Raw genomic sequence first — 22,046 nt, 5'->3', positions numbered from 1 at the left:
TGCGGCGAATGTATCACAGCGTCCGTGCGCCGATTCCCGGGTTTGACGCGGTATCGCGGCGTGCGCCGTCCGGTGTCGCCATCCGGTTTTTTGCACGGTCATGCTTTTTATTGGCGAATGCGGCGCGCGCTTTCGTCTGAATAGATCGGCGCCGGAACGGACGTGAACTTGTCGTAAAGCGACGCGTGCCGGAGGCGGCCTGGCGCAAAACCTCATGTGCCGTTTGGCGCGTTGCTGCGCACAAGGCCGCCGGGTGATGCCCGTCGTTGCTGGCCGTGCGCGTTTTGCGCCGCCGCAATCGGCTGCGCGGCCCGCCCGGCGGGGCTGCCGGCCGTGTCGTATTTGCGCAAGCGTTTGTCGTAATTCGTCGGCAGGCCGGGGTTTTTTCTGGCAACTATGTAGGCACGCTATGACAAGCGCGAGTCCCCGCTACACGAGGAGAAGGTTTCGATGGATGCCCCCAAGGTTGTGGTCGAAGGTCTGTGCAAGGTGTTTGGAAGCAATCCGCAGCAGGCGCTCGACATGCTCGCCGCCGGCGCGACGAAGGACGATGTGCTCAAGCGCACCGGCCAGGTCGTCGGCGTGCACAACGTCTCCTTCGATGTGCAGGAAGGCGAAATTTTCGTGCTGATGGGCCTGTCCGGTTCCGGCAAGTCCACGCTGATCCGCCTCGTGAACCGGCTGGTCGATCCGAGCGCCGGCAAGGTGCTGATCGACGGGCTCGATGTCGCGTCGGCGCGCCGCTCGGCGCTGACCGCGCTGCGCCGCAAGGACATGAGCATGGTGTTCCAGTCGTTCGCGCTGATGCCGCATCGCACCGTCGTGTCGAATGCCGCGTTCGGGCTCGAAGTCGGCGGCATGGGCAAGAAGGAGCGCGAGCGCCGTGCGATGGAAGTGCTCGAGCAGGTCGGTCTCGCGCCGTTCTCGCACAAGCTGCCGTCCGAGCTGTCGGGCGGGATGCAGCAGCGCGTCGGCCTCGCCCGCGCGTTGGCCGTGAACCCTTCGCTGATGATCATGGACGAGGCGTTCTCCGCGCTCGATCCGCTCAAGCGCCGCGAAATGCAGGACGTGCTGCTGCAACTGCAGAAGGAGCAGCGCCGCACGATCATGTTCGTGTCGCACGATCTCGAGGAAGCGCTGCGCATCGGCAACCGCATCGCGATCATGGAGGGCGGCCGCCTCGTGCAGGTCGGCACGCCGCAGGACATCATCGCGAACCCGGCCGACGATTACGTGCGCGCGTTCTTCGACGGCATCGACACCAGCCGCTACCTCACCGCCGGCGACCTGATGCAGACCGGCGCGGTGCCGCTCGTATCGAAGTGCGATGCCGCGAACGTCGCGGCTTCGCTGAACGGCAGCGCCGAATACGCGTTCGTGCTCGACGCCGCACGCAAGATTCGCGGCTTCGTCACGCGCGAGGCGCTCGGCCAGGACACGCCGTCCGTGCGGCCGATCGAAAGCATCCGGCGCGATGCGTCGCTCGAACATGTCGTCGCGCGCGTGGTCGCGAGCCCGAATGCACTGCCCGTCGTCGACGACGACGGCTGCTACTGCGGCTCGGTCGATCGTGCGCTCATCCTGAAGGCCATCACGCGTTCGCGAGGCTCCCATGTCTGAAATGATTCCGCTCGGTACCTGGGTCGACCAGTCCGTTCACTACCTGCTCGACCACGACGCGAAGACGTTCGACGCGATCGGTCAAGCGATCGAAGGGCTCGCGGCGTTCGTCGAGCATGGCCTGCAGGCGATCCCGATGTGGCTGATGATGGCGATCTTCATCGGCGTCGGGCTGTGGCGGGTGGGCTGGCGCTTCGCGCTGTTCACCACGCTTTCGCTGCTGCTGATCTTCGCGACGGGCTTCTGGGATCAGACGGTCATCACGCTCGGCCTCACGCTGTCGTCGACGATCATCAGCCTCGTGCTCGGCATTCCGCTCGGCATCTGGGCCGCGAAGAGCAAGTGGGTCGCCGCGATCGTGCGCCCGATTCTCGACCTGATGCAGACGATGCCCGCGTTCGTCTACCTGATTCCGGCCGCGATGCTGTTCGGTCTCGGCCGCGTGCCGGGGATCCTGTCGACGGTGATCTTCGCGATGCCGCCCGCGGTGCGTCTCACGAGCCTCGGCATCCGTCACGTGAACCGCGAGATTGTCGAAGCCGGCCAGGCGTTCGGCTGCACGCCGTGGCAGCTGCTGTACAAGGTGCAGTTCCCGAACGCGCTGCCGTCGATCATGCAGGGCGTGAACCAGACGATCATGATGGCGCTGTCGATGGTGATCATCGCGTCGATGGTCGGCGCGGGCGGCCTCGGCAACGACGTGCTCGCGAGTATCCAGCGCCTCGACATCGGCCTCGGCTTCGAGAGCGGCCTGTCGGTCGTGCTGCTCGCGATCATTCTGGACCGCATCACCGAAAGCTTCGGCCGCGCACCGGGCACCGTGAAGGCGCCGCTGTTCTCGGGCCTCAAGCAGCTGTTTCGCGTGAAGGCCGCGCCCGCGCAGGCCTGATCTTCGGCGGCCAGGAGCGACCTGGCCGCACACCCTGAATGGATAACGGTTCCCGCGGCTTCGGCCGCGGGGCTGGCCCCCTGCAACCTCCTCTAGGGTCTGTTTCCAGATGGAACGCACATGCGAATGCCCGAAATCGCTCGCAGGGCAAGAAGTGAGGAGCGCCGTTTGGCCTAGCCAAACAAGCGACGAGCGACGCCGCCATGCGGGCGATTTCGGGCATTCCCGTGGAATACATTTCAAGTTTGGGGTTGCCACGAGAACGGCCGCTCGCCGCGTTGCACTCCTTGCGAATACGCTGAGTATTCGCGGCGTCGCGCGCCTCGCGAGCGGCCGTTCTCGTGGCAACGCATGTGCGTTCCATCTGGAAACAGACCCTAGGAGACCGATGTGACGTCCGCCGTCGCTGTCGCGCCCGCCGCCTGCGTTTCACCGGTTTCGTCCCTCGCCCATTTCGGCTTCCTGACGCTGCCGAACTTCTCGATGATCGCGTTCTCGAGCGCGGTCGAAGTGCTTCGGATGGCGAACTACGTCGGGCGGGCGGATCACTACAAGTGGTCGATCTACTCGCTCGACGGCGCGCCCGCGCATGCCAGCAACGGCATTGCGGTGCGGCCCACGCAGGCGCTCGACTACGACAACCTGCCCGACGTGATGATCGTGTGCGGCGGCATCCGCATTCGCGACGTGGTCGACGAGGGCGCGCGCGATACGCTCGCGGCGCTCGCCGAACGCGGGCTGCCGCTCGGCGGCATCTGCACGGGCGCCTATGCGCTGATGTCGACCGGCTTGCTCGACGGCTATCGCTGCACCGTGCACTGGGAAAACCTGTCCGCGCTGCATTCCGAATTTCCGCGAGTGGGCTTCGCCGACGAGCTGTTCGTCGTCGATCGCGACCGGCTGACCTGCACGGGCGGCACCGCGCCGCTCGACCTGATGCTGAACCTCGTCGGCATGCGGTTCGGCCAGCAACTGGCCGCGCAGGTATCCGAGCAGTTCATCCTGGAGCGCATTCGCAGCTCGACCGATACGCAGCCGATTCCGGTCGATGCGCGGGTCGGCTTCTCGCGCGCGGAGCTGATCGAGGTCGTGCGGCTGATGGAGGCGAACATCGAGGAGCCGCTGTCGCTCGAGGAGCTCGCGCGGCTCGTGCGGCTGTCGCAGCGGCATCTGCAGCGCATGTTCAAGGTGTACCTGAACGTATCGCCGACCCACTATTACCTGACGCTGCGCCTGAAACGCGCCCGCGACCTGCTGCGCACGACCGATGCATCGATCGCACGCGTGACGACGGTCTGCGGCTTTCATTCGCCGTGTCATTTCAGCAAGGCATACCGCGCGCAGTTCGGCCATGCGCCGAGCTACGAGCGCCGGCTGCCCGGGCGCTGAGCCGCGGCAATCCGTCGGTCCGCGACGTCGCCGGGATCGCGGCGCGCGGCTTCAATAAACGATCCCGCATTCAAGCAAACGACATCACTTTGAGGAGAAGCAAGATGAAGCGCCTATTGATCGCAGCGGTGTGCGGGATCGGGGTGACCGCGCCGATGTCGGCCGTTTATGCGGCCGATCCGCCCGTATGCAAGAACGTGCGCTTCGCCGATGTCGGCTGGTCCGACATCGCGGCGACCACGGGCCTCGCGTCGACGATGCTGCAGGGGCTCGGCTACAACCCGACGAAGACGATCGCCTCGGTGCCGATCACGTTCGCGGGGATCAAGAGCAAGCAGATCGACGTGTTCCTCGGCTACTGGTCGCCGACGATGGACCCGATCATCCAGCCGTTCACGAAGGCCGGCACGATCAAGGTGCTCGCGACGCCGAACCTGACCGGCGCGAAATACACGCTCGCGGTGCCCGACTACGTGTACCAGGGCGGCCTGAAGTCGTTCGCGGACATCCAGAAGTACGCGGACAAGCTCAACGGCAAGATCTACGGGATCGAGCCGGGCAACGACGGCAATGCGCTGATCAAGAAGATGATCGACGGCAACCAGTTCGGCCTCGGCAAGTTCAAGCTGGTCGAGTCGAGCGAGGCCGGGATGCTGGTCGAAGTGAATCGCGCGGCCCGCGACAAGCAGTGGATCGTGTTCCTTGGGTGGGAACCGCATCCGATGAACGTGCAGATGAAGATCGACTACCTGACCGGCGGCGACGATGTGTTCGGCCCGAACTACGGCGAAGCGAAGGTGCTGACGGCGACCCCGCCCGATTACGCGCAACGCTGCCCGAACGTCGCGAAGTTCGTGTCGAACCTGCAGTTCACGACGTCGATCGAGAACCACGTGATGGTGCCGATCATGAACAAGCAGGACCCGAACAAGGCTGCCGCCGACTGGCTGAAGGCGAACCCGCAAGCGCTCGACAAGTGGCTGGCCGGCGTGACGACGCTCGACGGCAAGCCGGGCCTGCCGGCGGTGAAGGCGTACCTCGGCGTGCATTGAGCGTGACGTGTCGGGCCGTGCGGATGCGGCGCGAAGCCTGACGTGAATTTTCGAGCCGGCGCAAGCAGGATGACCTGCTTGCGCCGGCTTTTTGCTGCCCGCTTCACGCTTGGCCCGACGGTCGCCGGACGATACGCTAGACTGCTCGATCCCCGATCGAGGAGACGACGATGACCCGCAACCCGCTCGATGCATCCGGACGGCAACACGCAGCCGGCACGCGGCCGAACAACCCGTCGGCTTCGGTCGGCGCACGCAGCAACCGGACGATGCTTAACATCGGCCATTCACTCGCATGAAGCGCATCGAGCAAGTCGTGCTCGCCGCCGATCTCGCGGGCACGGCGGTGTTCGCGATCGAGGGCGCCAATGCGGCGATCGGCGCCGGCCTCGACCTGTTCGGGGTGATGGTGCTGTCGCTCGTCGTCGCGCTCGGCGGCGGCGTGATTCGCGACCTGTTGATCGGCGCGCGCCCGCCGAGCGCCGTGAGCGACTGGCGTTATCCGGCGCTCGCGTTCGCTGCCGGGCTGTTCGCCTTCGTGTTTCATGCGCGGGTCGCGTCGTTCTCGCCGTCGCTGCTGACGGCGCTCGACGCGGCCGGCCTCGCGCTGTTCGCGGTTGCGGGCGCGGTGAAGGCGCTCGAATTCCGCGTCCACCCGTTCATCGCGACGCTGATGGGCGCCGTGACCGGCTGCGGGGGCGGCGTGGTGCGCGATCTGCTGCTCGCGCGGATTCCCGTCGTGCTGGTCACGGACATCTACGCGAGCGCGGCACTGCTCGGCGCGGTCGTCGTCGTGTCGTGCCGGCGGCTCGGTTGCCCGCCCGTCGTCGCGGCCGTGCTGGGCGGCATCGCGTGCTTTGCGCTGCGGATGGCGGCGGTACGCTTCGGCTGGCAGTTGCCTAAAATCGCCGTGGGGGCATAGGCGCCCGGCTCACGACTGCTTCGTCGCCGCCGGCACGTCGAACACGCGGTCGAACGCCCACTGGAACACGAACGCGTAGCAGAAGAAGAACGCGAACAGCCCGATATCGACGACGAACGCGTCGAACCACGAGATGTCGAGCCACCCCGACACGACCGGCACGAGGATGAAGATCAGCCCGCCCTCGAATCCGGTGGCGTGCAGTATGCGCCGCCCGAGCGTACGCGCCGGCTGCCGGCGCGACGCTTCCCAGCGCTCGAACAGCGCGTTGAAGATCAGGTTCCACAGCATCGCGATCGCCGACATCGTCGCCGACAGCGCGCCTGAATAGACGAGATCCTGCTTGAAGATCGCCGCGATCACGGGCGAAATGCAGGAAATGGCGATCGCTTCGTAGAGCACCGCCTGCGTGATCCTGCGCGGTAGGCCTTGCACGGGTTCCTCCGGTTCGAGGGCAACCGCCGCGGCGCCATGCCGCGACGTCCCGCAAGGCTAGCCGCGTTGCGCACCCGCTTCAATTCACCTAATCTCACCCCGATTGAATCGAATTCAACCCGGCCGCATCTGGCGCGCGAGGCCCCGTGTTCTCGAAAATTCCCCTGACCGCATTGCGTGTATTCGAAGCGTCGGCACGGCTCGGCACGTTCAAGGCCGCAGCCGATGAACTGTCCGTGACGCCGGCCGCCGTGTCGCACCAGATCAAGTCGCTCGAGAGCCGCGTCGGCGTGCTGCTGTTCGAGCGCGGCGCGGGCGGCGTGCGGCTGACGGAAGAAGGCGAGCGGCTGTTTCGCGCGAGTCACGATGCGTTGCTGGCGTTGAGTCGCGGGCTCGATGCGGTGCGTCCGGATGCGGCCGACGAGCGCCCGCTCGTGCTGACCACCACGCCCGCCTTTGCGGCGATGTGGCTGATTCCGCGTCTCGGCGCGTTTCGGCGCGTCGATCCGCATCTGCACATCAAGGTCGAAACGGGCAACGCGCTCGTCGATCTCGAACGGGATGCACGGATCGATCTCGCGATTCGCGCGACGTCGCGAAAGTTTCCCGCGCTGCACGAGATTGCGTTGATCGACGAATATTTCGGTGCGTATGCGGCCGTCGGGTTCGACGCGCATCGTACCGACGAGCCGCTCGACCTGATCGAGACCATGTGGGATACGCCGCTGCCCGTGTCGGTCGATTGGGCTTCGTGGTGCCGCGCGGCGGGCCGGGAAGCGTGGCTCGAACGCGCGGTGTTTCGCCATTACGACGACGAGCATTACGCGTTGCAGGCCGTGCTGCACGGGCAGGGTATCGCGCTGCTCAGCTCCGTGCTGGCCGCCGAGCATGTCGAGCGCGGTGCGTTGAAGCCGATCGAGTCCGCGGTGCGGCTCGCCGGTGCGCGCTTCGTCGCGCTGTGCCGGCCGGGGCGGGAGCGCGAGCCGCAGGTCAGGCGGTTTCTCGACTGGCTCGAAGCGGAAATCGCACGGACGCGTGCGTCGGTCGGGCGGATAGCGCCGGCTGCGTGAAGCGCCGGTCGGTTACGCCGGCGCGCGAATTCCGTTCGGCAACGTGCGGATGGTTGCGTTTCGTTCGGTGTCCGCGTGTGATTAACCGAAGCGCACGCAATACACCGGCGGCAAGTGCGCCGATACCTGTTGCCAGTGCTCGCCGCCATCGGCGGACGTCCATAACCCGCCGGTCGTCGACGCCATCGCGAGGCGCGTGCCGGAATCGTCCACCGCGAGCCCGTGCCGGTACACGAGGTCGTACGCGGGCGCGGCCGGCAACCCGTTCGACAGGGTTTCGAAACTGCGGCCGCCGTCGCGCGTGCGCGTGACGACGAACCGGCCGTTCACCGGAATCCGGCACGCGTCCTTCACGGCCGGCACGAACCACGCGGTATCCGGTTCGTGCGGATGCACGGCCACCGCGAAACCGAAGCTCGACGGCTCGGCTTCGATGCGCCGCCAGTGCTCACCGCTATCCGTCGAGCGGAAGATCGCGCAATGATGCTGCGTCCATAGCACGTCCGGGTTGGCCGCGCACTGCACGACGCGGTGCGGGTCCTGCATGTTCGGCTCGCCGCGCCGCTCGGGCGGCATGTAGTCGGCCTCCATGCCTTCCGCGGTCACGCGCCACGTCGCGCCGCCGTCCGTGGTCTGCCAGACGCCGCCGCACGAGATGCCGACGGTGACGTGCCGGCTGTCGCGCGGATCGACCATCACCGAATGGATGCCCGGCGCGTCGTACCCGCCGCCGCCCCATTCGGCGCGTTCGGGGCGATCCCACAGCGCGCGGTTGAGTACCCACGAATCGCCGTGATCGTCGGAGCGGAACAGGCCGCCGGGAATCGTGCCGGCCCACAGTACGCCCGGTTCGTCCGCGCCGCCGGTTTCGAGCGACCAGATTTGCTGAAGGGTCCACGGCGGCTGCGGCGATCCGGCAGGCGCGTCGGCGGTGTCGCCGCTGCCTGCGTGCGTGTCGGCGCGGGCGGGCGACGCGTCGGCGGGCTGGGGCGGATAAACCGGGACTGCGCATTCCTCCCAGTCGGTGGCGCCGGCGCGCAGGCGATGCAGCTTCACGCCGAAATGGCCGAGATTGAGTGCCGCATACAGCGTGCCGTCGCGCGGGTCGGCGAGCGCCATGCTGACGGGCTCGCCGATGAAATGCGGTTCGCCGGGCGTCCAGCCGCCATGACCGTCGGGTTGCAGGACGAACAGGCCCTTGCGGGTGGCGACGAGCAGTCGATCGTTCATGCGCAATGTCTCCTGATGGTCCGCCTTGGTGCGACGGCACTTGGTATGGGGAGGTGCTCGGGCATCGGTCCCTTTATCCGCCGGTCAGCGCCTGCACGACATACACGCGGCTGGTGGCCCCGAGCGCATCGGACAGGCGCTGCCGGTCGCGGATCGGCTGGCCGTCGATGAACACCGACAGGTGCTTTCGCAGCGCACCTTGGTCGTCGACGATGTAGCCGCGCAGCCGCGGCTGCTCGCTGAAAATGGTGTCGAATGCCTCGCCGACCGTATGCGCGTCGACGTCGCGCTCGGGCGTTTCGACATGCCGCTGGATCGACGCGGCGAAGAAGAGATGCGCCATGGCGGTAGCTGGCAGGAGCCGCACGAAGGGACGGCTTGTAGTTTAGGCGATCCGGCGGGTGTCGAAAGGCGGAACGGAGCGGCCGCAAGCGATGGCGTTTGCCATGGCGTCTGCGCGGGCTGGCGGCGGCTAAACCGGAATCGACCGCCCCCTGATCCGGATGCCGAGCCGCACGACCCCGATCACCGCATTCGACAGCCACATGAGCCAGCGCGGCATTCCGCGCCGACGGATATCGAGCAGCAGCACGATCCGCACGGCGTCGCTGTCGTTCCACACCTCGTGTGTGAACGTGTCGTCCCACAGCAGGAAGCGGCCTTCGTCGAGCCGGTATTCGTGTCCGTCGACCTTCAGCACGGCCGCCGGCGTGCCGTCGGCGCGCTTCGGCATCGACAGCACGAGATAACCGCGCAGGATGCCGCGAAACGGCCCGCGATGCGGCGGGATGTGCTTGCCGGGCGCGAGGAACGACAGCGACGCGGACAGCACGTCCGGCGACGCCGCGACGAGCGACGCGACGGTCGGGCAGCGCGACAGGTTGCGCGGAAACGGCTGGCCGTACGCCTGCATGATGAACATGCGCCAGTCGCGTGCATCGTTGGCCGAGATGTCGTACTGCTCGCGCATGATTTCGTGAAAACGCGGGATGCGCGGCATGTCGCGTGCTACCTCCAGCGCCTCCGCGCGGATCGCCGGCCACGCGCGCACGAAACGCTCGGCATCCGGGAATGCGGACGCGTCGAGCACCGCACCGCTGTCGATATGGCGGTCGTACAGCGTGCGCAGCAGGGCGGCTGCATGGTCGTAAGCGGCGGACATGTCGATCGATGGGCGGCCCGGATGAAGTGGGGGTCAGTCTGCCCGAAGCACGGCGGGCATTGCGTTACGTCAGGTTACGCCGGCTGACGAATGAATGACAGTTCGATGAACGTTCGGCAGGCGCGTATGGAAAGGCGGGAATAAACCCGGCCCCTCCGTCGTCATACGGGTGTAGCACGTCGTCTCGTTGACTGATGAAGGAGTGGAACATGAACACGCACTGGCTGGTAGCCGCCACGGTGGCGGCGATGTCTCTCGCAGGTGTCGCGACGCAAGCGTCGGCACAGGCGCTCACGCGCGAACAGGTCCGGCAGGAACTGATCGATGCACAAAACAATGGGCTGCGCTTCGTGACCGATACGTCGTATCCGGACGTGAGCCCGCTGTTCCAGCAGCAGGCCGAGCGGATGCCGCAGCGGCAGGCCAGCACGGCGGTCGGCAGCGATCCGGCCGTGTCGTCCGACGCGGGCAAGCCGGCTTCGATGTCGCCGCGTCGAGGCGCAGCCGCATGCGTCGGCCCCGCGAGCTTCTGCACGGTCTATTTCGGAAGCTGAGCCGCGGGCCTGCATTCTCAGGTCACGCAAATCCCGTGGTTGATCGATACGTCACATTGAAGGAGTTCATGATGAAAATATATATCGCACTACTGACGATGATCGCTGCGATCGTCGGTCAGTCGGCATTCGCACAATCGGCCGCACCGTTGACGCGTGCGCAGGTTCGCGACGAACTGATGCGCCTCGAAGCGGCCGGGTACGACCCGGCGAAGGGCGATGACGGCGAGTATCCGGCCGATATCCAGGCCGCGGAAGCGAAGCTCGCCGAGCAGGATGGCGCGCGGATGGCGGCGTCGGCGACGCGGGCGGCCGAGCCCGGCATGCCGGCGCAGGTCGGCAACTAGGTGCCGTTATGTACCCGTGTTGCGCGCGACCGTCGGCATCGCGGCAGAGCGAGGCACGCGCGCGGCGTGTCGCGCGGAGACGAATCGTGTGGAGCGGTGGTGCGGTGTTGTCCCGGCGTCGATGCGCACTTCAGGCAGGTGGCCGGGACGCAACGCGCGTCGTTGCGCGTCGGGGAATCGGTCGGGCCACGCCGGGCCACATTCGGCCGGGCCGCGTCGACGCGGCCCGATCCGGTTCAAATCAGCGCTGTTCGTCCGCGATATGGCTGCGGATCACGTCCACGAACGACGTGTCGCCCTTCAGCCCGAGCGCTTCCGCGCGCGACGTATCCCAGCGGCCAGGCCAACTGCCGACGATCTTCTCGACGCGTTCGTCGGGCGCATGACGGATCAGCTTCACGACCTCGTCGCCCGCGACTTCGCGCAGCGCCGCGATCATCTCGTCGACCGATACCGACAGCCCCGGCAGGTTGATCACGCGCTTGTTGCCGAGCTTCGCGCCGTCGATCTCGCACCCCGCGACGAGCGCGTCGATCGCGCCGCGCGGCGACAGCAGCCACAGCCGCGTCGAGCCGGGCACCGGGCACACGCTTTCCTCGCCGTTCAGCGGCTCGCGGATGATGCCGCTCGCGAACGACGACGCCGCCGCGTTCGGGCGGCCGGGCCGTACGCTGATGGTCGGCAGCCGCAGCACACGGCCGTCGACGAAACCGCGCCGCGCGTAGTCGCACAGCAGCAGTTCGGCGATCGCCTTCTCGGCGCCGTACGACGACTGCGGGTTGAGCGCGGTGTCGTCCTGCACGACGTCGGGCAGCGCGCCGCCGTACACCGCGACGGAGCTCGTGAACACGACGCGCGGCTGGTGGCCGCGCGCGCGGCACACTTCGAGCAGGGTGCGCGATGCATCGAGGTTGATCCGCATGCCGAGATCGAAATCGGCTTCGGCCTGCCCGCTGACGATCGCCGCGAGGTGGAAGATCGCGCCCGTCTGCGTGTCGATCGCGCTGTCGAGCACCGCGCGATCGGCGATGTCGCCGACGATCGACGTCACGCGCGCATCGCCGAAATCGCTGCCCTTGACGACGTCGAGCAGCACCAGCTCGTCGATCTTCTCGATACGGCCGTCGGGGCCGGTCAGTTCGCCGCGCTCGAGCAGCTTGCGCGCGAGACGCTGGCCGAGAAAGCCGGCGCCGCCGGTGATCAGTACTTTCATGTTGTTGACCCTCTGGGAAATACGGGAATTACAGATATGTCTTGAGCCAGCCGAGGCCTTCCGACGTACCGGCCTTCGGCCGGTATTCGCAGCCGATCCAGCCGTCGTAGCCGAGCGCGTCGATCAGCGCGAACAGGTACGGGTAGTTGAGTTCGCCGACATCCGGCTCGTGGCGTTCCGGCACGCCCGCGATCTGGATATGGCCGATGCCCGCGAAATCGCGCTTGAGCTTCATCGCGAGATCGCCTTCGACGATCTGGCAGTGGTAGCAGTCGAACTGCACCTTCAGGTTCGGCGCGCCGACTTCCGCGCGGATCGCCTGTGCGTCGTCCTGGCGGCTCAGGAAGTAGCCGGGCATGTCGCGCTGGTTGATCGGCTCGATCAGGAGCGTGATGCCGTGCGCGGCGGCCGCCTGCGCCGCATGGCGCAGGTTCGCCAGATACGTATCGCGATGGCGCGCGCGGTCGGCGCCCGGCGGCACCATGCCGGCCATCACGTGCAGCTTCTTGTTGCCGATCACGCGCGCATAGTCGAGCGCCTGGTCGATGCCGCGGCGGAACTCGTCCTCGCGGCCCGGCAGCGATGCGATGCCGCGTTCGCCCGCGGCCCAGTCGCCCGGCGGCGCGTTGAACAGCGCTTGTTCGAGGCCGTGCGCGTCGAGGCGCGCGCGGATGTCCTCGGCGGCGAAGTCGTACGGGAACAGGTACTCGACGGCCTTGAAGCCGTCATGGGCGGCAGCGGCGAAGCGTTCGAGAAACGCATGCTCGGTGTACATCATCGAGAGGTTGGCGGCGAAGCGTGGCATGGCAGCGGGTCCTGTGCATGAATGGGGCGGGGCGCCGTGCGCCCCGCGTCGAATGATGAGTCGTCCAGCGGTGAATCAGCGGTTCACGAGTTTGGCGGGCGTGAGCCACACGGCGATCGCGCCGATCACGAGCATTGCCGCGAGCACGTACATGCCGGACGCGATGCTGTGCGTGGCGTCCTTCAGGTAGCCGATCACGTACGGGCTCGCGAAACCGGCGAGGTTGCCGACCGAGTTGATGATCGCGATCCCGGCCGCGGCCGCGGAGCCCGCGAGGAACGCGGTCGGCAGCGACCAGAACAGCGGCGCGCAGGTCAGCACGCCGCCTGCCGCGAGCGACAGGAACACGATCGACACCGCCGTATTGTGCGAGTACGACGCGGCGACCGCAAACCCGATCGCGCCCATCAGCGCCGGCACGATCAGGTGCCAGCGGCGTTCGCGCCGCTTGTCCGCGCTGTGGCCGAACAGGTTCATCACGACGATCGCGACGACGAACGGAATCGCCGACAGCAGGCCGATCTGCAGCGTATCGGTGATGCCGGTCGATTTGACGAGCGTCGGCATCCAGAACGTGAGGCCGTACTGGCCGGTGACGAACGCGAAGTAGATCAGCGACATCCACCACATGCGCGGGTCGGAGAACACGGCCTTCAGCGAATGGCCATGCTGCTGCTGTTCCTGCGGCTGCGCGGCGATTTCGTCCTCGAGTAGCTGCTTCTCGCGCTCGTCGAGCCACTTCGCGCCGCGGATGCTGTTGTCGAGATACAGGATCGTCGCTATGCCGATGAGCACGGCCGGCACGGCCTCGATCATGAACATCCATTGCCAGCCGTGAAAGCCCGAGCCGCCGTGGAAGCGCTCCATGATCCAGCCCGACAGCGGGTTGCCGAAGATGCCCGACACTGGAATCGCGGACATGAACACCGCGATGATCTTCGCGCGGCGATGCGACGGGAACCAGTACGTCAGGTACAGGATCACGCCCGGATAGAAGCCGGCTTCCGCGAGGCCGAGCAGGAAGCGCAGCACGTAGAACTGCGTCGGCGTCTGCACGAACGCGAACAGCGCGGACAGCAGGCCCCACGTGATCATGATCCGCGCGATCCAGATGCGCGCGCCGATGCGGTGCATCAGCAGGTTGCTTGGCAGTTCGAACAGAAAGTAGCCAAGGAAGAAGATGCCGGCGCCGAGTCCGAACACGGTTTCGCTGAACGCGAGATCCTGCGACATCTGCAGCTTGGCGAAGCCGACGTTCACGCGGTCGAGATACGCGACCACATAGCAGAGCATCAGGAACGGCACGATGCGCCAGAACACTTTCTTGTAGGTGCGGTCGAGTTCGCCCGATTGGGCGGCCGCGGCGGGCGAGCGGCTTGCGGCCGCGTCGAGAGCAGTCATCGTCGTCTCCAGGACTATGGTGTGCCGGCGGCGCGTACGCCGCCGGATCGTGTGTGTGCTGACGGAAAGGCCCGCGCACACGGCGGGCATGGAAATCGGTATGGACTACTGTGCGATCAGGATGCGACGCGTTACCAGCGCGCGCCGAAGGTCTGGCGCAGTTCGTCGAGCGCCGCGTCGGTCAGCGGTTCGGGCTTCGGCTGCGTCATCAACCACAGCCGCGCCGTTTCCTCGAGCTCCTCGAGCGCGTACGACGCGTGCGATACCGACGGCCCCCACATCACGGGGCCGAGCCGATCGAGCAGCACGCCGCGCACCCGGTCGGCCAGCGCCGCGACTTCGGCCGCGACGGCCGGGTCGCCGGGGCGGCGGTAACGGATCAGCGGGATGTGGCCGACCTTCATCACGTAGTACGGCGTGATCGGCGGCAGCACGTCGGTGTCGCGCCACACGCCGGCGAGCGTCAACGCGACGAGATGCGTCGAATGCGTGTGGACGACGCCGTTCGCTTCCGCGTTGCGCGCGTAGATGCCGCGATGCAGCGCGAGCGTCTTCGACGGCTTGCCGCCCGATACGGGCTGGCCGTCGGTGCCGACCTTCGCGATGTCGTTCGGGTCGAGCCGGCCGAGGCAGGCGTCGGTCGGCGTGATCAGCCAGCCGTCATGCAGGCGCGCGCTGATGTTGCCGGCGCTGCCGACCGCATGGCCGCGCGCATACAGGCTCGCGCCGACCACGCAGATCTCTTCGCGCAGTTTCGCTTCGTCGCTCATCGTGCGGCTCCGTCCAGCGCGCGCAGCGCCTTGTCGAAAAAGTCCGTGGTGCCGAAGTTGCCGGATTTCAGCGCGAGGCCGAGCGGCTGCGCGTCGATGGTGGCCGTGGCCGGTACGCCCGGATCGATCTGCGCGCCGATCTGCAGTGACTTCACGTCGAGCGCCTGCACGACTGCGCCGGACGTCTCGCCGCCGGCGACGACGAACTTGCGCACGCCGAGTTCGCGCAGCCCGCGGGCGATCGCCGCGAGCGTGCTTTCGACGAGATGGCCGGCCGCGTCGACGCCGAGCGCCTGCTGCACCGCCTTTACTTCGTCGGGCGTGGCCGTTGCGTAGATCAGCACGGGCTGAGGCAGGTGCGAGCGCGCAAACGCGAGCGCCTGATCGACGACGGGCTCGCCGCGCGAGGCCGCGAGCGGGTCGATGCGGAAACTCGGCCGCGTCGCGCGCCATGCGGCGACCTGCGCGTTGGTGGCCTTCGATGCGCTGCCGGCGAGCACGGCCGACAGGCCGTCGATGCGCGGCAGCGACGCCGCGTTGTCGCGCTCGGGCAATTGCTCCGCGCGGCGGAAATTCGCCGGCAGGCCGAGCGCGATGCCCGAGCCGCCGGTGACGAGCGGCAGGCCCGCGCACGCTTCGCCGAGCACGTAGAGATCGCGGTCCGACAGCGCGTCGGCGATCGCGAAACGGGCGCCTTCCGCGCGCAGCTGGTCGATCCGCGCGCGCACGGCCGCCGCGCCGAGCGCGATCGTGTCGTAGCGGATCAGGCCGACCGGCGACTTCGTCTGCCGTTGCAGCACGCGCACGAGGTTCGCGTCCTTCATCGGCGTGAGCGGATGATTTTCCATCCCCGATTCGTTCAGCAGCACGTCGCCGACGAACAGGTGGCCGCGGTAGATCGTGCGGCCGTTCTCGGGGAACGCCGGGCACGCGATCGTGAAGTCGCCGCCGGCCGCATCGAGCAGCGCGTCGGCCACCGGCCCGATGTTGCCCGCGTCGGTCGAATCGAACGTCGAGCAGTACTTGAAGAAGAACTGGCGGCACCCTTGCGCGCGCAACCATTCATACGCGGCGAGCGATTGCGCGACGGCGTCGGCGGCGGGGATCGTGCGCGACTTCAGCGCGACGACGATCGCGTCGGCGTCGACGATCGTGTCGGCAGCGGCGCCGTCGGCGGGCACGCCGATCGTCTGCACGGTGCGCATGCCGCTCTTGACGAGCATGTTCGCGAGATCGGTCGCGCCGGTGAAATCGTCGGCGATGCAGCCGAGCAGGGGACGGGAAGCGGAAGCGGTCATGGCGGGAACGTCGTTCGAATCAGCGGGCGGGCGGCAGCGTGATGCCGGGGAAAGTCTTGATCACGGCGGAATCGTCCTCGCCGCCGTGGCCGGCGCTCGACGCGCTCATGAACATCTGGTGCGCGGTGGCGGACAGCGGCAGCGGGAATTTGCTGCGGCGCGCGGTATCGAGCACGAGGCCGAGATCCTTCACGAAGATGTCGACGGCCGACAACGGCGTGTAGTCGCCGCTCAGGATGTGCGGCACACGGTTCTCGAACATCCACGAATTGCCCGCGCTGTGCGTGATCACGTCGTACAGCGCATCGGCGTCGACGCCCTCGCGCAGGCCGAGCGCCATCGCTTCGGCGGCCGCCGCGATATGCACGCCGGCCAGCAGCTGGTTGATGATCTTCACCTTCGAGCCGATGCCGTGCGCGTCGCCGAGGCGGTACACCTTGCCGGCGATCGCGGCGAGCACGTCCTCGCAGCCCGCATACGCGGCGGCCGGGCCCGACGTCATCATCGTCATCTCGCCGGAGGCCGCGCGCGCGGCGCCGCCCGACACCGGCGCGTCGAGCATCTGCAGGCCCGCGGCCTCGATGCGTGCGCCGAGCGCGACCGCGAATTCGGGTGCGACGGTCGCGCTCGCGATCACGACACCGCCCGGCTGCATCGCCGCGACCGCGCCGTGTTCGCCGAACAGCACCGTTTCCGTTTGCGCGGCATTGACGACGAGCGTGACGACGACGTCGCACTGCGCGCCGAGTTCGGCTGGCGTCGCGCACGCGATGCCGCCTTCGGCGGCGAACGCCTGCAGCACGGTGTCGCGCACGTCGCATGCGTGCACGCGCAGGCCGGCGCGCAGCAGCGAGCGTGCGACGCCGAGGCCCATCGCGCCGAGGCCGATGACTCCAACATTTCGTGACATGGTCAACCTTGATCGATTCGAGAGAGGTTCTGGACAACGGCGGCGGGCGCCGCCGGCTTCAGCAGATGCCGGCTTCCGCGAGACGGCGGGCGGCGTTGTACATGTGCGTGCGCGCCGCGTTGCGGGCGGCCATCGGGTCGCGTGCGCGGATCGCGTCGGCGATCGCCGCGTGCTCCTCGCGCACCTGCCGCGAGAAATCCTCGCGCGTCGCTTCGTTGCTGCGTGTGACCTTCACGCCGGCTTCGAGGTACTGGTTCAGGAATTGCAGCGTCTTCAGGAAATACGGGTTGCCGGTGACGGCCGCGATCGTGCGGTGGAACGCGACGTCTTCCGCGACGCCGTCGCGCCCTTCGGCCACCGCTGCGTCGATCTTGCGCAGCGCGTCGTCGATGTCGGCCATGTCGTCGGCGGTGTGGTGCAGCGCGGCTTCGGCCGCGACTTCAGCTTCGATCGCGCGGCGCACCGCGAGCAGGTGCGGCAGCGAGCTCGCCTCGACGGCTTCCGCGTAGTCGATCCGCAGCGGCCGGATCGCACCGTGCTGGTTCACGAATACGCCGCTGCCCTGGCGCGGCTCGACCACGCCTTCGTTCTTCAGCCGCGAGATCGCCTCGCGGATCACGGTGCGGCTCACGCCGAATTCCTGCGCGAGCACGGCTTCGGTCGGCAGCTTGCCGGTAGCCGAGAAGCTGCCCACTTCGATCTGCTTGAGCAGTTGCTGCGCGACATGGTCGCTCATCGCGCGGGCGGGAATTTTCTCGAACATGATGCTCAGGTTTGTAAGGTGATGTGGTCATCATACAAATTTGAGCGAATGACAGCATCCGGAATAACCCTCGTTTACGGAAGTCAACGTCGGCTAAGTGGATTGGAACCGGTTCCAAAAGATTCGAAACCGATGCGAACGTGCGCCGTTCCTGCGGTTGGCCAAGAAAGGGGCGAGTGCCCCGGGGGCGTCAGTCGGCGATGTCCTCGACCGGGTCGGCCGACGCATCGAGCGCCGCATCGACTTCGGCCACGTCGCCGCCGCGCTCGCGATACGTCGCCGGCGGCACGCCGAACTGCTTGCGGAATTCGCGCCCGAGGTGCGACGCATCGGCGAATCCGCAACTCGACGCGATATCGGCGACCGTGCGGTCCGAACTCGTCAGCAGCCAGGCGGCCGTGCGCAGCCGCACCTGTTTCGCGAAGGCCTGCGGACTCTTGCCGGTTTCCGCCTTGAACAGCCGCTCGAGCTGCCGTGTCGACAGGTCGAGCTTGCACGCCAGTTCCTCGAGCGGCAGCGCACGCCCGACGTGCTGTTCCATCAGAAGAATCGCGCGCTTGACCTTCGGATGCGTCGCCGGCTCGAGGCCCGGCGGATGCGGCTGCGGCGCGTTGCCTTTCTGCATCTCGCCGACCAGCAGGATGCGCAGCGCCTTCTGCACGGTCGCATGATCGAAATGGCGCAGCAGGATCGCGGCGGCGACGTCGATCGACGCGCGGCCGCCCGAGCACGTGATCCGGCGCCGGTCGATCACGAACAGCCGGTCGGCGATCAGCAGGTCGGGATCGGCCGACGGAAAGCGCTCGATGAAATCCCAGTAATGAAACCAGCTCACGCAGGTGCGGTAGCCGTCGAGCACGCCGGCGCGCATCAGCGTGAACACGCCGGTGCAGATGCCGACGACCGTCGCGCCGCCCGTCGCCGCGCGGCGGATGAAGTCGAGCGTTTCAGGGCCGGCCTGCGGCCCCGAATGCAGCAGCCCGCCGACCACCACCACATAGTCGAACGGCTCGGCCGCGTCGAACGTCTCCCACGGCGTGATCTGGATCCCGCAGCTCGCGCGCACCGGCGCGAGCGTCTCGCCGATCACGCTCCATGCGCAGCGCACCGGCTTGCTGTAGTCGCCGTCGTCGGCCGACAGCCGCAGCATGTCGACGAAGCCGGAGAAGGCCGTCAGCGTGAAGTTCGGCAGCAGCACGATGCCGAAGCGGATGCGCCGCGGCGCGGGTTCTGCGAGGGGGAAGCGGGTACGTCGGGGGTCATCGCGGCCAATCTCTTCACGCCGGGCAGGCGGTCTCACTCGTTTCACTCGGTTTGCGGGTTGCGGCGGCCGGAGGCGGCGCGGATGCAGCCAGCGTCGCCGATCGGCCGTGGCCGGACTTGTGGTTTTCCGTCGCGAACCATCGCCAAAACGCACTTTCGGGCCGGCCGGCGCGGCGCTTGGCGGCGCTATCCCACGCCGATGCCGTTTTTGTTCTATCGGCCGATTTTACGCTTTGATGTACTGGGGCCCAACGACATTTCACGCATGCAACCCAAAGGAAGCCAGATGAACGTCAGCGCGTTCGACCTGTTCAAGATCGGCATCGGCCCGTCCAGTTCGCATACGGTCGGCCCGATGATCGCCGCGTGCCGCTTCGCGTCGCACGTGGAGGACGCGAACCTGCTCGGCTTCGTGCGCCGCGTGCGGGTCGAGCTGTACGGCTCGCTCGGCGCGACCGGCAAGGGCCACGGCACCGACAAGGCGGTGCTGCTCGGCCTCGAGGGCCACCTGCCCGACACGATCGATCCGGACCTGATCGAGCCGCGGCTCGCCGCGATCCGCGCGGAGAAGTCGCTGTCGCTGCTCGGCAAGCAGACGGTGCGCTTCGACGAGAAGGAACACATCGGCTTCTATCGCAAGCTGATGAGCGGCACGAGCATCGTGCATCCGAACGGGATGCGCTTCCAGGCATTCGACGAACACGGCCAGCTGCTCGTCGAGAAAGAGTATTACTCGGTCGGCGGCGGCTTCGTCGTGAACCGCGACGGCGATCGCGTGAACGGCGTGCGTGCGGCGGTCGAGGTGCCGTATCCGTTCCGTACCGGCGACGACCTGATGCGCCAGTGCCGCGAACACGGGCTGTCGATCGCCGAACTGATGCTGCGCAACGAATGCGCGCTGCGTCCCGCCGACGAAGTGCGCGCCGGGCTGCTCGCGATCTGGCGCACGATGGCCTCCTGCGTCGAGCGCGGCTGCAAGGTCGAGGGCGACCTGCCGGGGCCGATGCGCGTGAAGCGCCGCGCGGCCGAGCTGAACGGCCGCCTGCGTTCGCGTTCGGAAGAGTCGCTGCGCGACCCGCTGTCGATGCTCGACTGGGTCAACCTGTATGCGATGGCCGTCAACGAAGAGAACGCGGCCGGCGGCCGGGTCGTCACCGCGCCCACCAACGGCGCGGCCGGCGTGATCCCCGCGGTGCTGCACTACTACGTGAAGTTCGTGCCGGGCTCGAACGAAGCCGGCATCGTCGAATTCCTGCTGACGGCCGCGGCGATCGGGATCATCTACAAGGAAACCGCGTCGATCTCCGGCGCGGAAGTCGGCTGCCAGGGCGAAGTGGGCGTCGCGTGCTCGATGGCCGCCGCCGCGCTCGCCGCCGTGATGGGCGGCACGCCCGACCAGGTCGAGAACGCGGCCGAGATCGGCATGGAGCACAACCTCGGGATGACCTGCGACCCGGTCGGCGGGCTCGTGCAGATCCCGTGCATCGAGCGCAACGCGATGGGCGCGATCAAGGCGCTGAACGCGTCGCGCATGGCGCTCAAGGGCAACGGCCAGCACTACGTATCGCTCGATTCCGTGATCAAGACGATGCGCGAAACCGGCGCCGACATGAAGACGAAATACAAGGAAACGTCGCGCGGCGGCCTCGCCGTGAACGTCATCGAATGCTAACGAAGGATCCAAACATGAGCCGCTACTCGATATTCAGCCTGTTCCGCAACGGCCTCTCGTATCACGAGAACTGGGAAAAGCAGTGGAAGAGCCCGGAGCCGAAGAAGGAATACGACGTCGTGATCGTCGGCGGCGGCGGCCACGGCCTCGCGACCGCGTACTACCTCGCGAAGGAGCACGGGATCACGAACGTCGCGATCCTCGAGAAAGGCTGGATCGGCGGCGGCAATACCGCGCGCAACACGACGATCGTGCGCTCGAACTATCTGTGGGACGAATCGGCCGCGCTGTACGAGAAGGCGATGAAGCTGTGGGAAGGGCTGTCGCAGGACCTGAACTACAACGTGATGTTCAGCCAGCGCGGCGTGATGAACCTGGCCCACACGCTGCAGGACGTGCGCGACACCGAGCGCCGCGTGAACGCGAACCGGCTGAACGGTGTCGATGCCGAATTCCTGACGCCCGCACAGATCAAGGAAATCGAGCCGACGATCAACCTGAACAGCCGCTACCCGGTGCTCGGCGCATCGATCCAGCGCCGTGCGGGTGTCGCGCGTCACGACGCGGTGGCCTGGGGCTTCGCACGCGGCGCGGATCGCGCCGGCGTGGACATCATCCAGAACTGCCAGGTCACGGGCATTCGCCGCGAAGGCGGCGCGGTGGTCGGCGTCGATACGGTGAAGGGCTTCATCAAGGCAAAGAAGGTCGCGGTGGTGGCCGCCGGCAACACGACGACGCTCGCCGACATGGCCGGCGTGCGTCTGCCGATCGAAAGCCATCCGCTGCAGGCGCTGGTGTCCGAGCCGATCAAGCCGGTGGTGAACTCGGTGATCATGTCGAACGCGGTGCACGCGTACATCAGCCAGTCCGACAAGGGCGACCTCGTGATCGGCGCCGGTATCGACCAGTACACGGGCTTCGGCCAGCGCGGCAGCTTCCACATCATCGAGAGCACGCTGCAGGCGATCGTCGAGATGTTCCCGGTGTTCTCGCGGGTGCGGATGAACCGCCAGTGGGGCGGCATCGTCGACGTGTCGCCGGACGCATGCCCGATCATCACCAAGACCGACGTGAAGGGCCTCTATTTCAACTGCGGCTGGGGCACCGGCGGCTTCAAGGCGACGCCCGGCTCGGGCTGGGTGTTCGCGCACACGATCGCCCGCGACGAACCGCATCCGCTGAACGCGCCGTTCGCACTCGACCGCTTCTATACGGGCCACCTGATCGACGAGCACGGCGCCGCCGCCGTCGCGCACTAACCCAGTCACCATTGGAGAAAGA

Annotated in this window: 21 protein-coding genes and 2 pseudogenes; 11 read left to right on the top strand and 12 right to left on the bottom strand. The window is 67.3% G+C overall.

The features are described 5' to 3' along the window. Window positions 1–328: 328 nt before the first annotated feature. The 6 genes and pseudogenes from SY91_RS24380 to SY91_RS24360 all read left to right on the top strand — a co-directional run. Window positions 329–1,620 (top strand): annotated as a pseudogene (locus SY91_RS24380) (glycine betaine/L-proline ABC transporter ATP-binding protein); the annotation flags it as partial. Then, window positions 1,613–2,509: a choline ABC transporter permease subunit gene (choW, locus tag SY91_RS24375; RefSeq protein ID WP_006480571.1), complete on the top strand. Its 897-nt coding sequence runs from the start codon at window positions 1,613–1,615 to the stop codon at window positions 2,507–2,509. The pseudogene SY91_RS24380 and the gene choW, both read left to right, overlap by 8 nt. A 390-nt stretch (window positions 2,510–2,899) precedes the next feature. Then, the gene (locus SY91_RS24370) at window positions 2,900–3,898 is read left to right on the top strand and encodes a GlxA family transcriptional regulator (protein ID WP_006480572.1); all 999 of its coding nucleotides are present in this window, start codon (window positions 2,900–2,902) and stop codon (window positions 3,896–3,898) included. A gap of 104 nt (window positions 3,899–4,002) precedes the next feature. Then, window positions 4,003–4,950, top strand: coding sequence for a choline ABC transporter substrate-binding protein (locus SY91_RS24365; protein ID WP_006480573.1), 948 nt, complete (start codon window positions 4,003–4,005; stop codon window positions 4,948–4,950). A gap of 170 nt (window positions 4,951–5,120) precedes the next feature. Further along, on the top strand, window positions 5,121–5,249 hold the full coding sequence (locus SY91_RS35170) for a hypothetical protein (RefSeq protein ID WP_260632437.1): 129 nt from the start codon (window positions 5,121–5,123) through the stop codon (window positions 5,247–5,249). Beyond that, window positions 5,246–5,872, top strand: coding sequence for a trimeric intracellular cation channel family protein (locus SY91_RS24360; protein WP_023476354.1), 627 nt, complete (start codon window positions 5,246–5,248; stop codon window positions 5,870–5,872). The genes SY91_RS35170 and SY91_RS24360 overlap by 4 nt, the downstream gene beginning before the upstream one ends. Window positions 5,873–5,881: 9 nt before the next feature. Here the strand turns inward: SY91_RS24360 and SY91_RS24355 are convergent, their stop codons facing one another. Continuing rightward, entirely contained in the window at window positions 5,882–6,307 is a 426-nt protein-coding gene (locus tag SY91_RS24355; protein WP_011547019.1) for a PACE efflux transporter, read from the bottom strand. Window positions 6,308–6,453: 146 nt separating this feature from the next. Here SY91_RS24355 and SY91_RS24350 point away from each other — a divergent pair, with 146 nt between their 5' ends. Beyond that, a complete protein-coding gene (locus SY91_RS24350) occupies window positions 6,454–7,377 on the top strand; it encodes a LysR substrate-binding domain-containing protein (protein WP_023476355.1) in 924 nt (307 codons plus the stop codon). A gap of 81 nt (window positions 7,378–7,458) precedes the next feature. Here the strand turns inward: SY91_RS24350 and SY91_RS24345 are convergent, their stop codons facing one another. From SY91_RS24345 to SY91_RS24335, 3 genes are all read right to left on the bottom strand, one after another. Then, entirely contained in the window at window positions 7,459–8,607 is a 1,149-nt protein-coding gene (locus tag SY91_RS24345) for a WD40/YVTN/BNR-like repeat-containing protein (protein ID WP_023476356.1), read from the bottom strand. Between the two features lie 73 nt (window positions 8,608–8,680). Next, on the bottom strand, window positions 8,681–8,950 hold the full coding sequence (locus tag SY91_RS24340) for a MoaD/ThiS family protein (protein ID WP_006480577.1): 270 nt from the start codon (window positions 8,948–8,950) through the stop codon (window positions 8,681–8,683). A 129-nt stretch (window positions 8,951–9,079) separates the two neighbouring features. After that, window positions 9,080–9,769 carry an aspartyl/asparaginyl beta-hydroxylase domain-containing protein gene (locus SY91_RS24335; protein WP_011547023.1) on the bottom strand — a complete coding sequence of 230 codons (690 nt, stop codon included), beginning with the start codon at window positions 9,767–9,769 and terminating at the stop codon, window positions 9,080–9,082. A gap of 209 nt (window positions 9,770–9,978) precedes the next feature. Between SY91_RS24335 and SY91_RS24330 the strand changes: the two genes are divergently transcribed. After that, the gene (locus SY91_RS24330) at window positions 9,979–10,323 is read left to right on the top strand and encodes a DUF4148 domain-containing protein (RefSeq protein WP_023476357.1); all 345 of its coding nucleotides are present in this window, start codon (window positions 9,979–9,981) and stop codon (window positions 10,321–10,323) included. A 71-nt stretch (window positions 10,324–10,394) separates the two neighbouring features. Continuing rightward, window positions 10,395–10,670 (top strand): DUF4148 domain-containing protein, encoded by a 276-nt coding sequence (locus tag SY91_RS24325; RefSeq protein ID WP_043887610.1) that lies wholly within the window; start codon window positions 10,395–10,397, stop codon window positions 10,668–10,670. A gap of 241 nt (window positions 10,671–10,911) precedes the next feature. Here the strand turns inward: SY91_RS24325 and denD are convergent, their stop codons facing one another. The 8 genes and pseudogenes from denD to SY91_RS24285 all read right to left on the bottom strand — a co-directional run bounded on the left by denD (window position 10,912) and on the right by SY91_RS24285 (window position 19,093). After that, on the bottom strand, window positions 10,912–11,883 hold the full coding sequence (gene denD, locus SY91_RS24320; protein WP_023476359.1) for a D-erythronate dehydrogenase: 972 nt from the start codon (window positions 11,881–11,883) through the stop codon (window positions 10,912–10,914). A 28-nt stretch (window positions 11,884–11,911) separates the two neighbouring features. Then, window positions 11,912–12,688 (bottom strand): 2-oxo-tetronate isomerase, encoded by a 777-nt coding sequence (otnI, locus tag SY91_RS24315; RefSeq protein WP_023476360.1) that lies wholly within the window; start codon window positions 12,686–12,688, stop codon window positions 11,912–11,914. Window positions 12,689–12,763: 75 nt separating this feature from the next. Beyond that, entirely contained in the window at window positions 12,764–14,089 is a 1,326-nt protein-coding gene (locus tag SY91_RS24310; protein WP_023476361.1) for an MFS transporter, read from the bottom strand. Between the two features lie 131 nt (window positions 14,090–14,220). After that, on the bottom strand, window positions 14,221–14,859 hold the full coding sequence (locus SY91_RS24305) for an aldolase (protein ID WP_011547029.1): 639 nt from the start codon (window positions 14,857–14,859) through the stop codon (window positions 14,221–14,223). After that, window positions 14,856–16,157: a 3-oxo-tetronate kinase gene (otnK, locus tag SY91_RS24300; RefSeq protein ID WP_006480585.1), complete on the bottom strand. Its 1,302-nt coding sequence runs from the start codon at window positions 16,155–16,157 to the stop codon at window positions 14,856–14,858. Before otnK ends, SY91_RS24305 begins: the two co-directional genes overlap by 4 nt. Before the next feature lie 19 nt (window positions 16,158–16,176). Beyond that, window positions 16,177–17,073 carry an L-threonate dehydrogenase gene (ltnD, locus tag SY91_RS24295; RefSeq protein ID WP_404990018.1) on the bottom strand — a complete coding sequence of 299 codons (897 nt, stop codon included), beginning with the start codon at window positions 17,071–17,073 and terminating at the stop codon, window positions 16,177–16,179. Between the two features lie 52 nt (window positions 17,074–17,125). Next, window positions 17,126–17,830: a FadR/GntR family transcriptional regulator gene (locus tag SY91_RS24290; protein WP_006480587.1), complete on the bottom strand. Its 705-nt coding sequence runs from the start codon at window positions 17,828–17,830 to the stop codon at window positions 17,126–17,128. A gap of 190 nt (window positions 17,831–18,020) precedes the next feature. Continuing rightward, a pseudogene (locus SY91_RS24285) lies at window positions 18,021–19,093 on the bottom strand (GlxA family transcriptional regulator). Between the two features lie 286 nt (window positions 19,094–19,379). Here SY91_RS24285 and SY91_RS24280 point away from each other — a divergent pair. Together SY91_RS24280 and SY91_RS24275 are read left to right on the top strand one after the other, a co-directional pair. Continuing rightward, entirely contained in the window at window positions 19,380–20,765 is a 1,386-nt protein-coding gene (locus SY91_RS24280; RefSeq protein WP_185921409.1) for an L-serine ammonia-lyase, read from the top strand. 14 nt (window positions 20,766–20,779) lie between these two features. Next, the gene (locus SY91_RS24275; RefSeq protein ID WP_006480591.1) at window positions 20,780–22,024 is read left to right on the top strand and encodes a sarcosine oxidase subunit beta family protein; all 1,245 of its coding nucleotides are present in this window, start codon (window positions 20,780–20,782) and stop codon (window positions 22,022–22,024) included. Window positions 22,025–22,046: the final 22 nt, after the last annotated feature.

It is taken from the genome of Burkholderia cenocepacia (genome assembly GCF_014211915.1).
In the GTDB taxonomy this organism is placed as follows: Bacteria; Pseudomonadota; Gammaproteobacteria; order Burkholderiales; family Burkholderiaceae; genus Burkholderia; species Burkholderia orbicola.
Note: the sequence above shows the minus strand (reverse complement) of the source record. Positions and strands in the feature narration are given on the sequence as shown.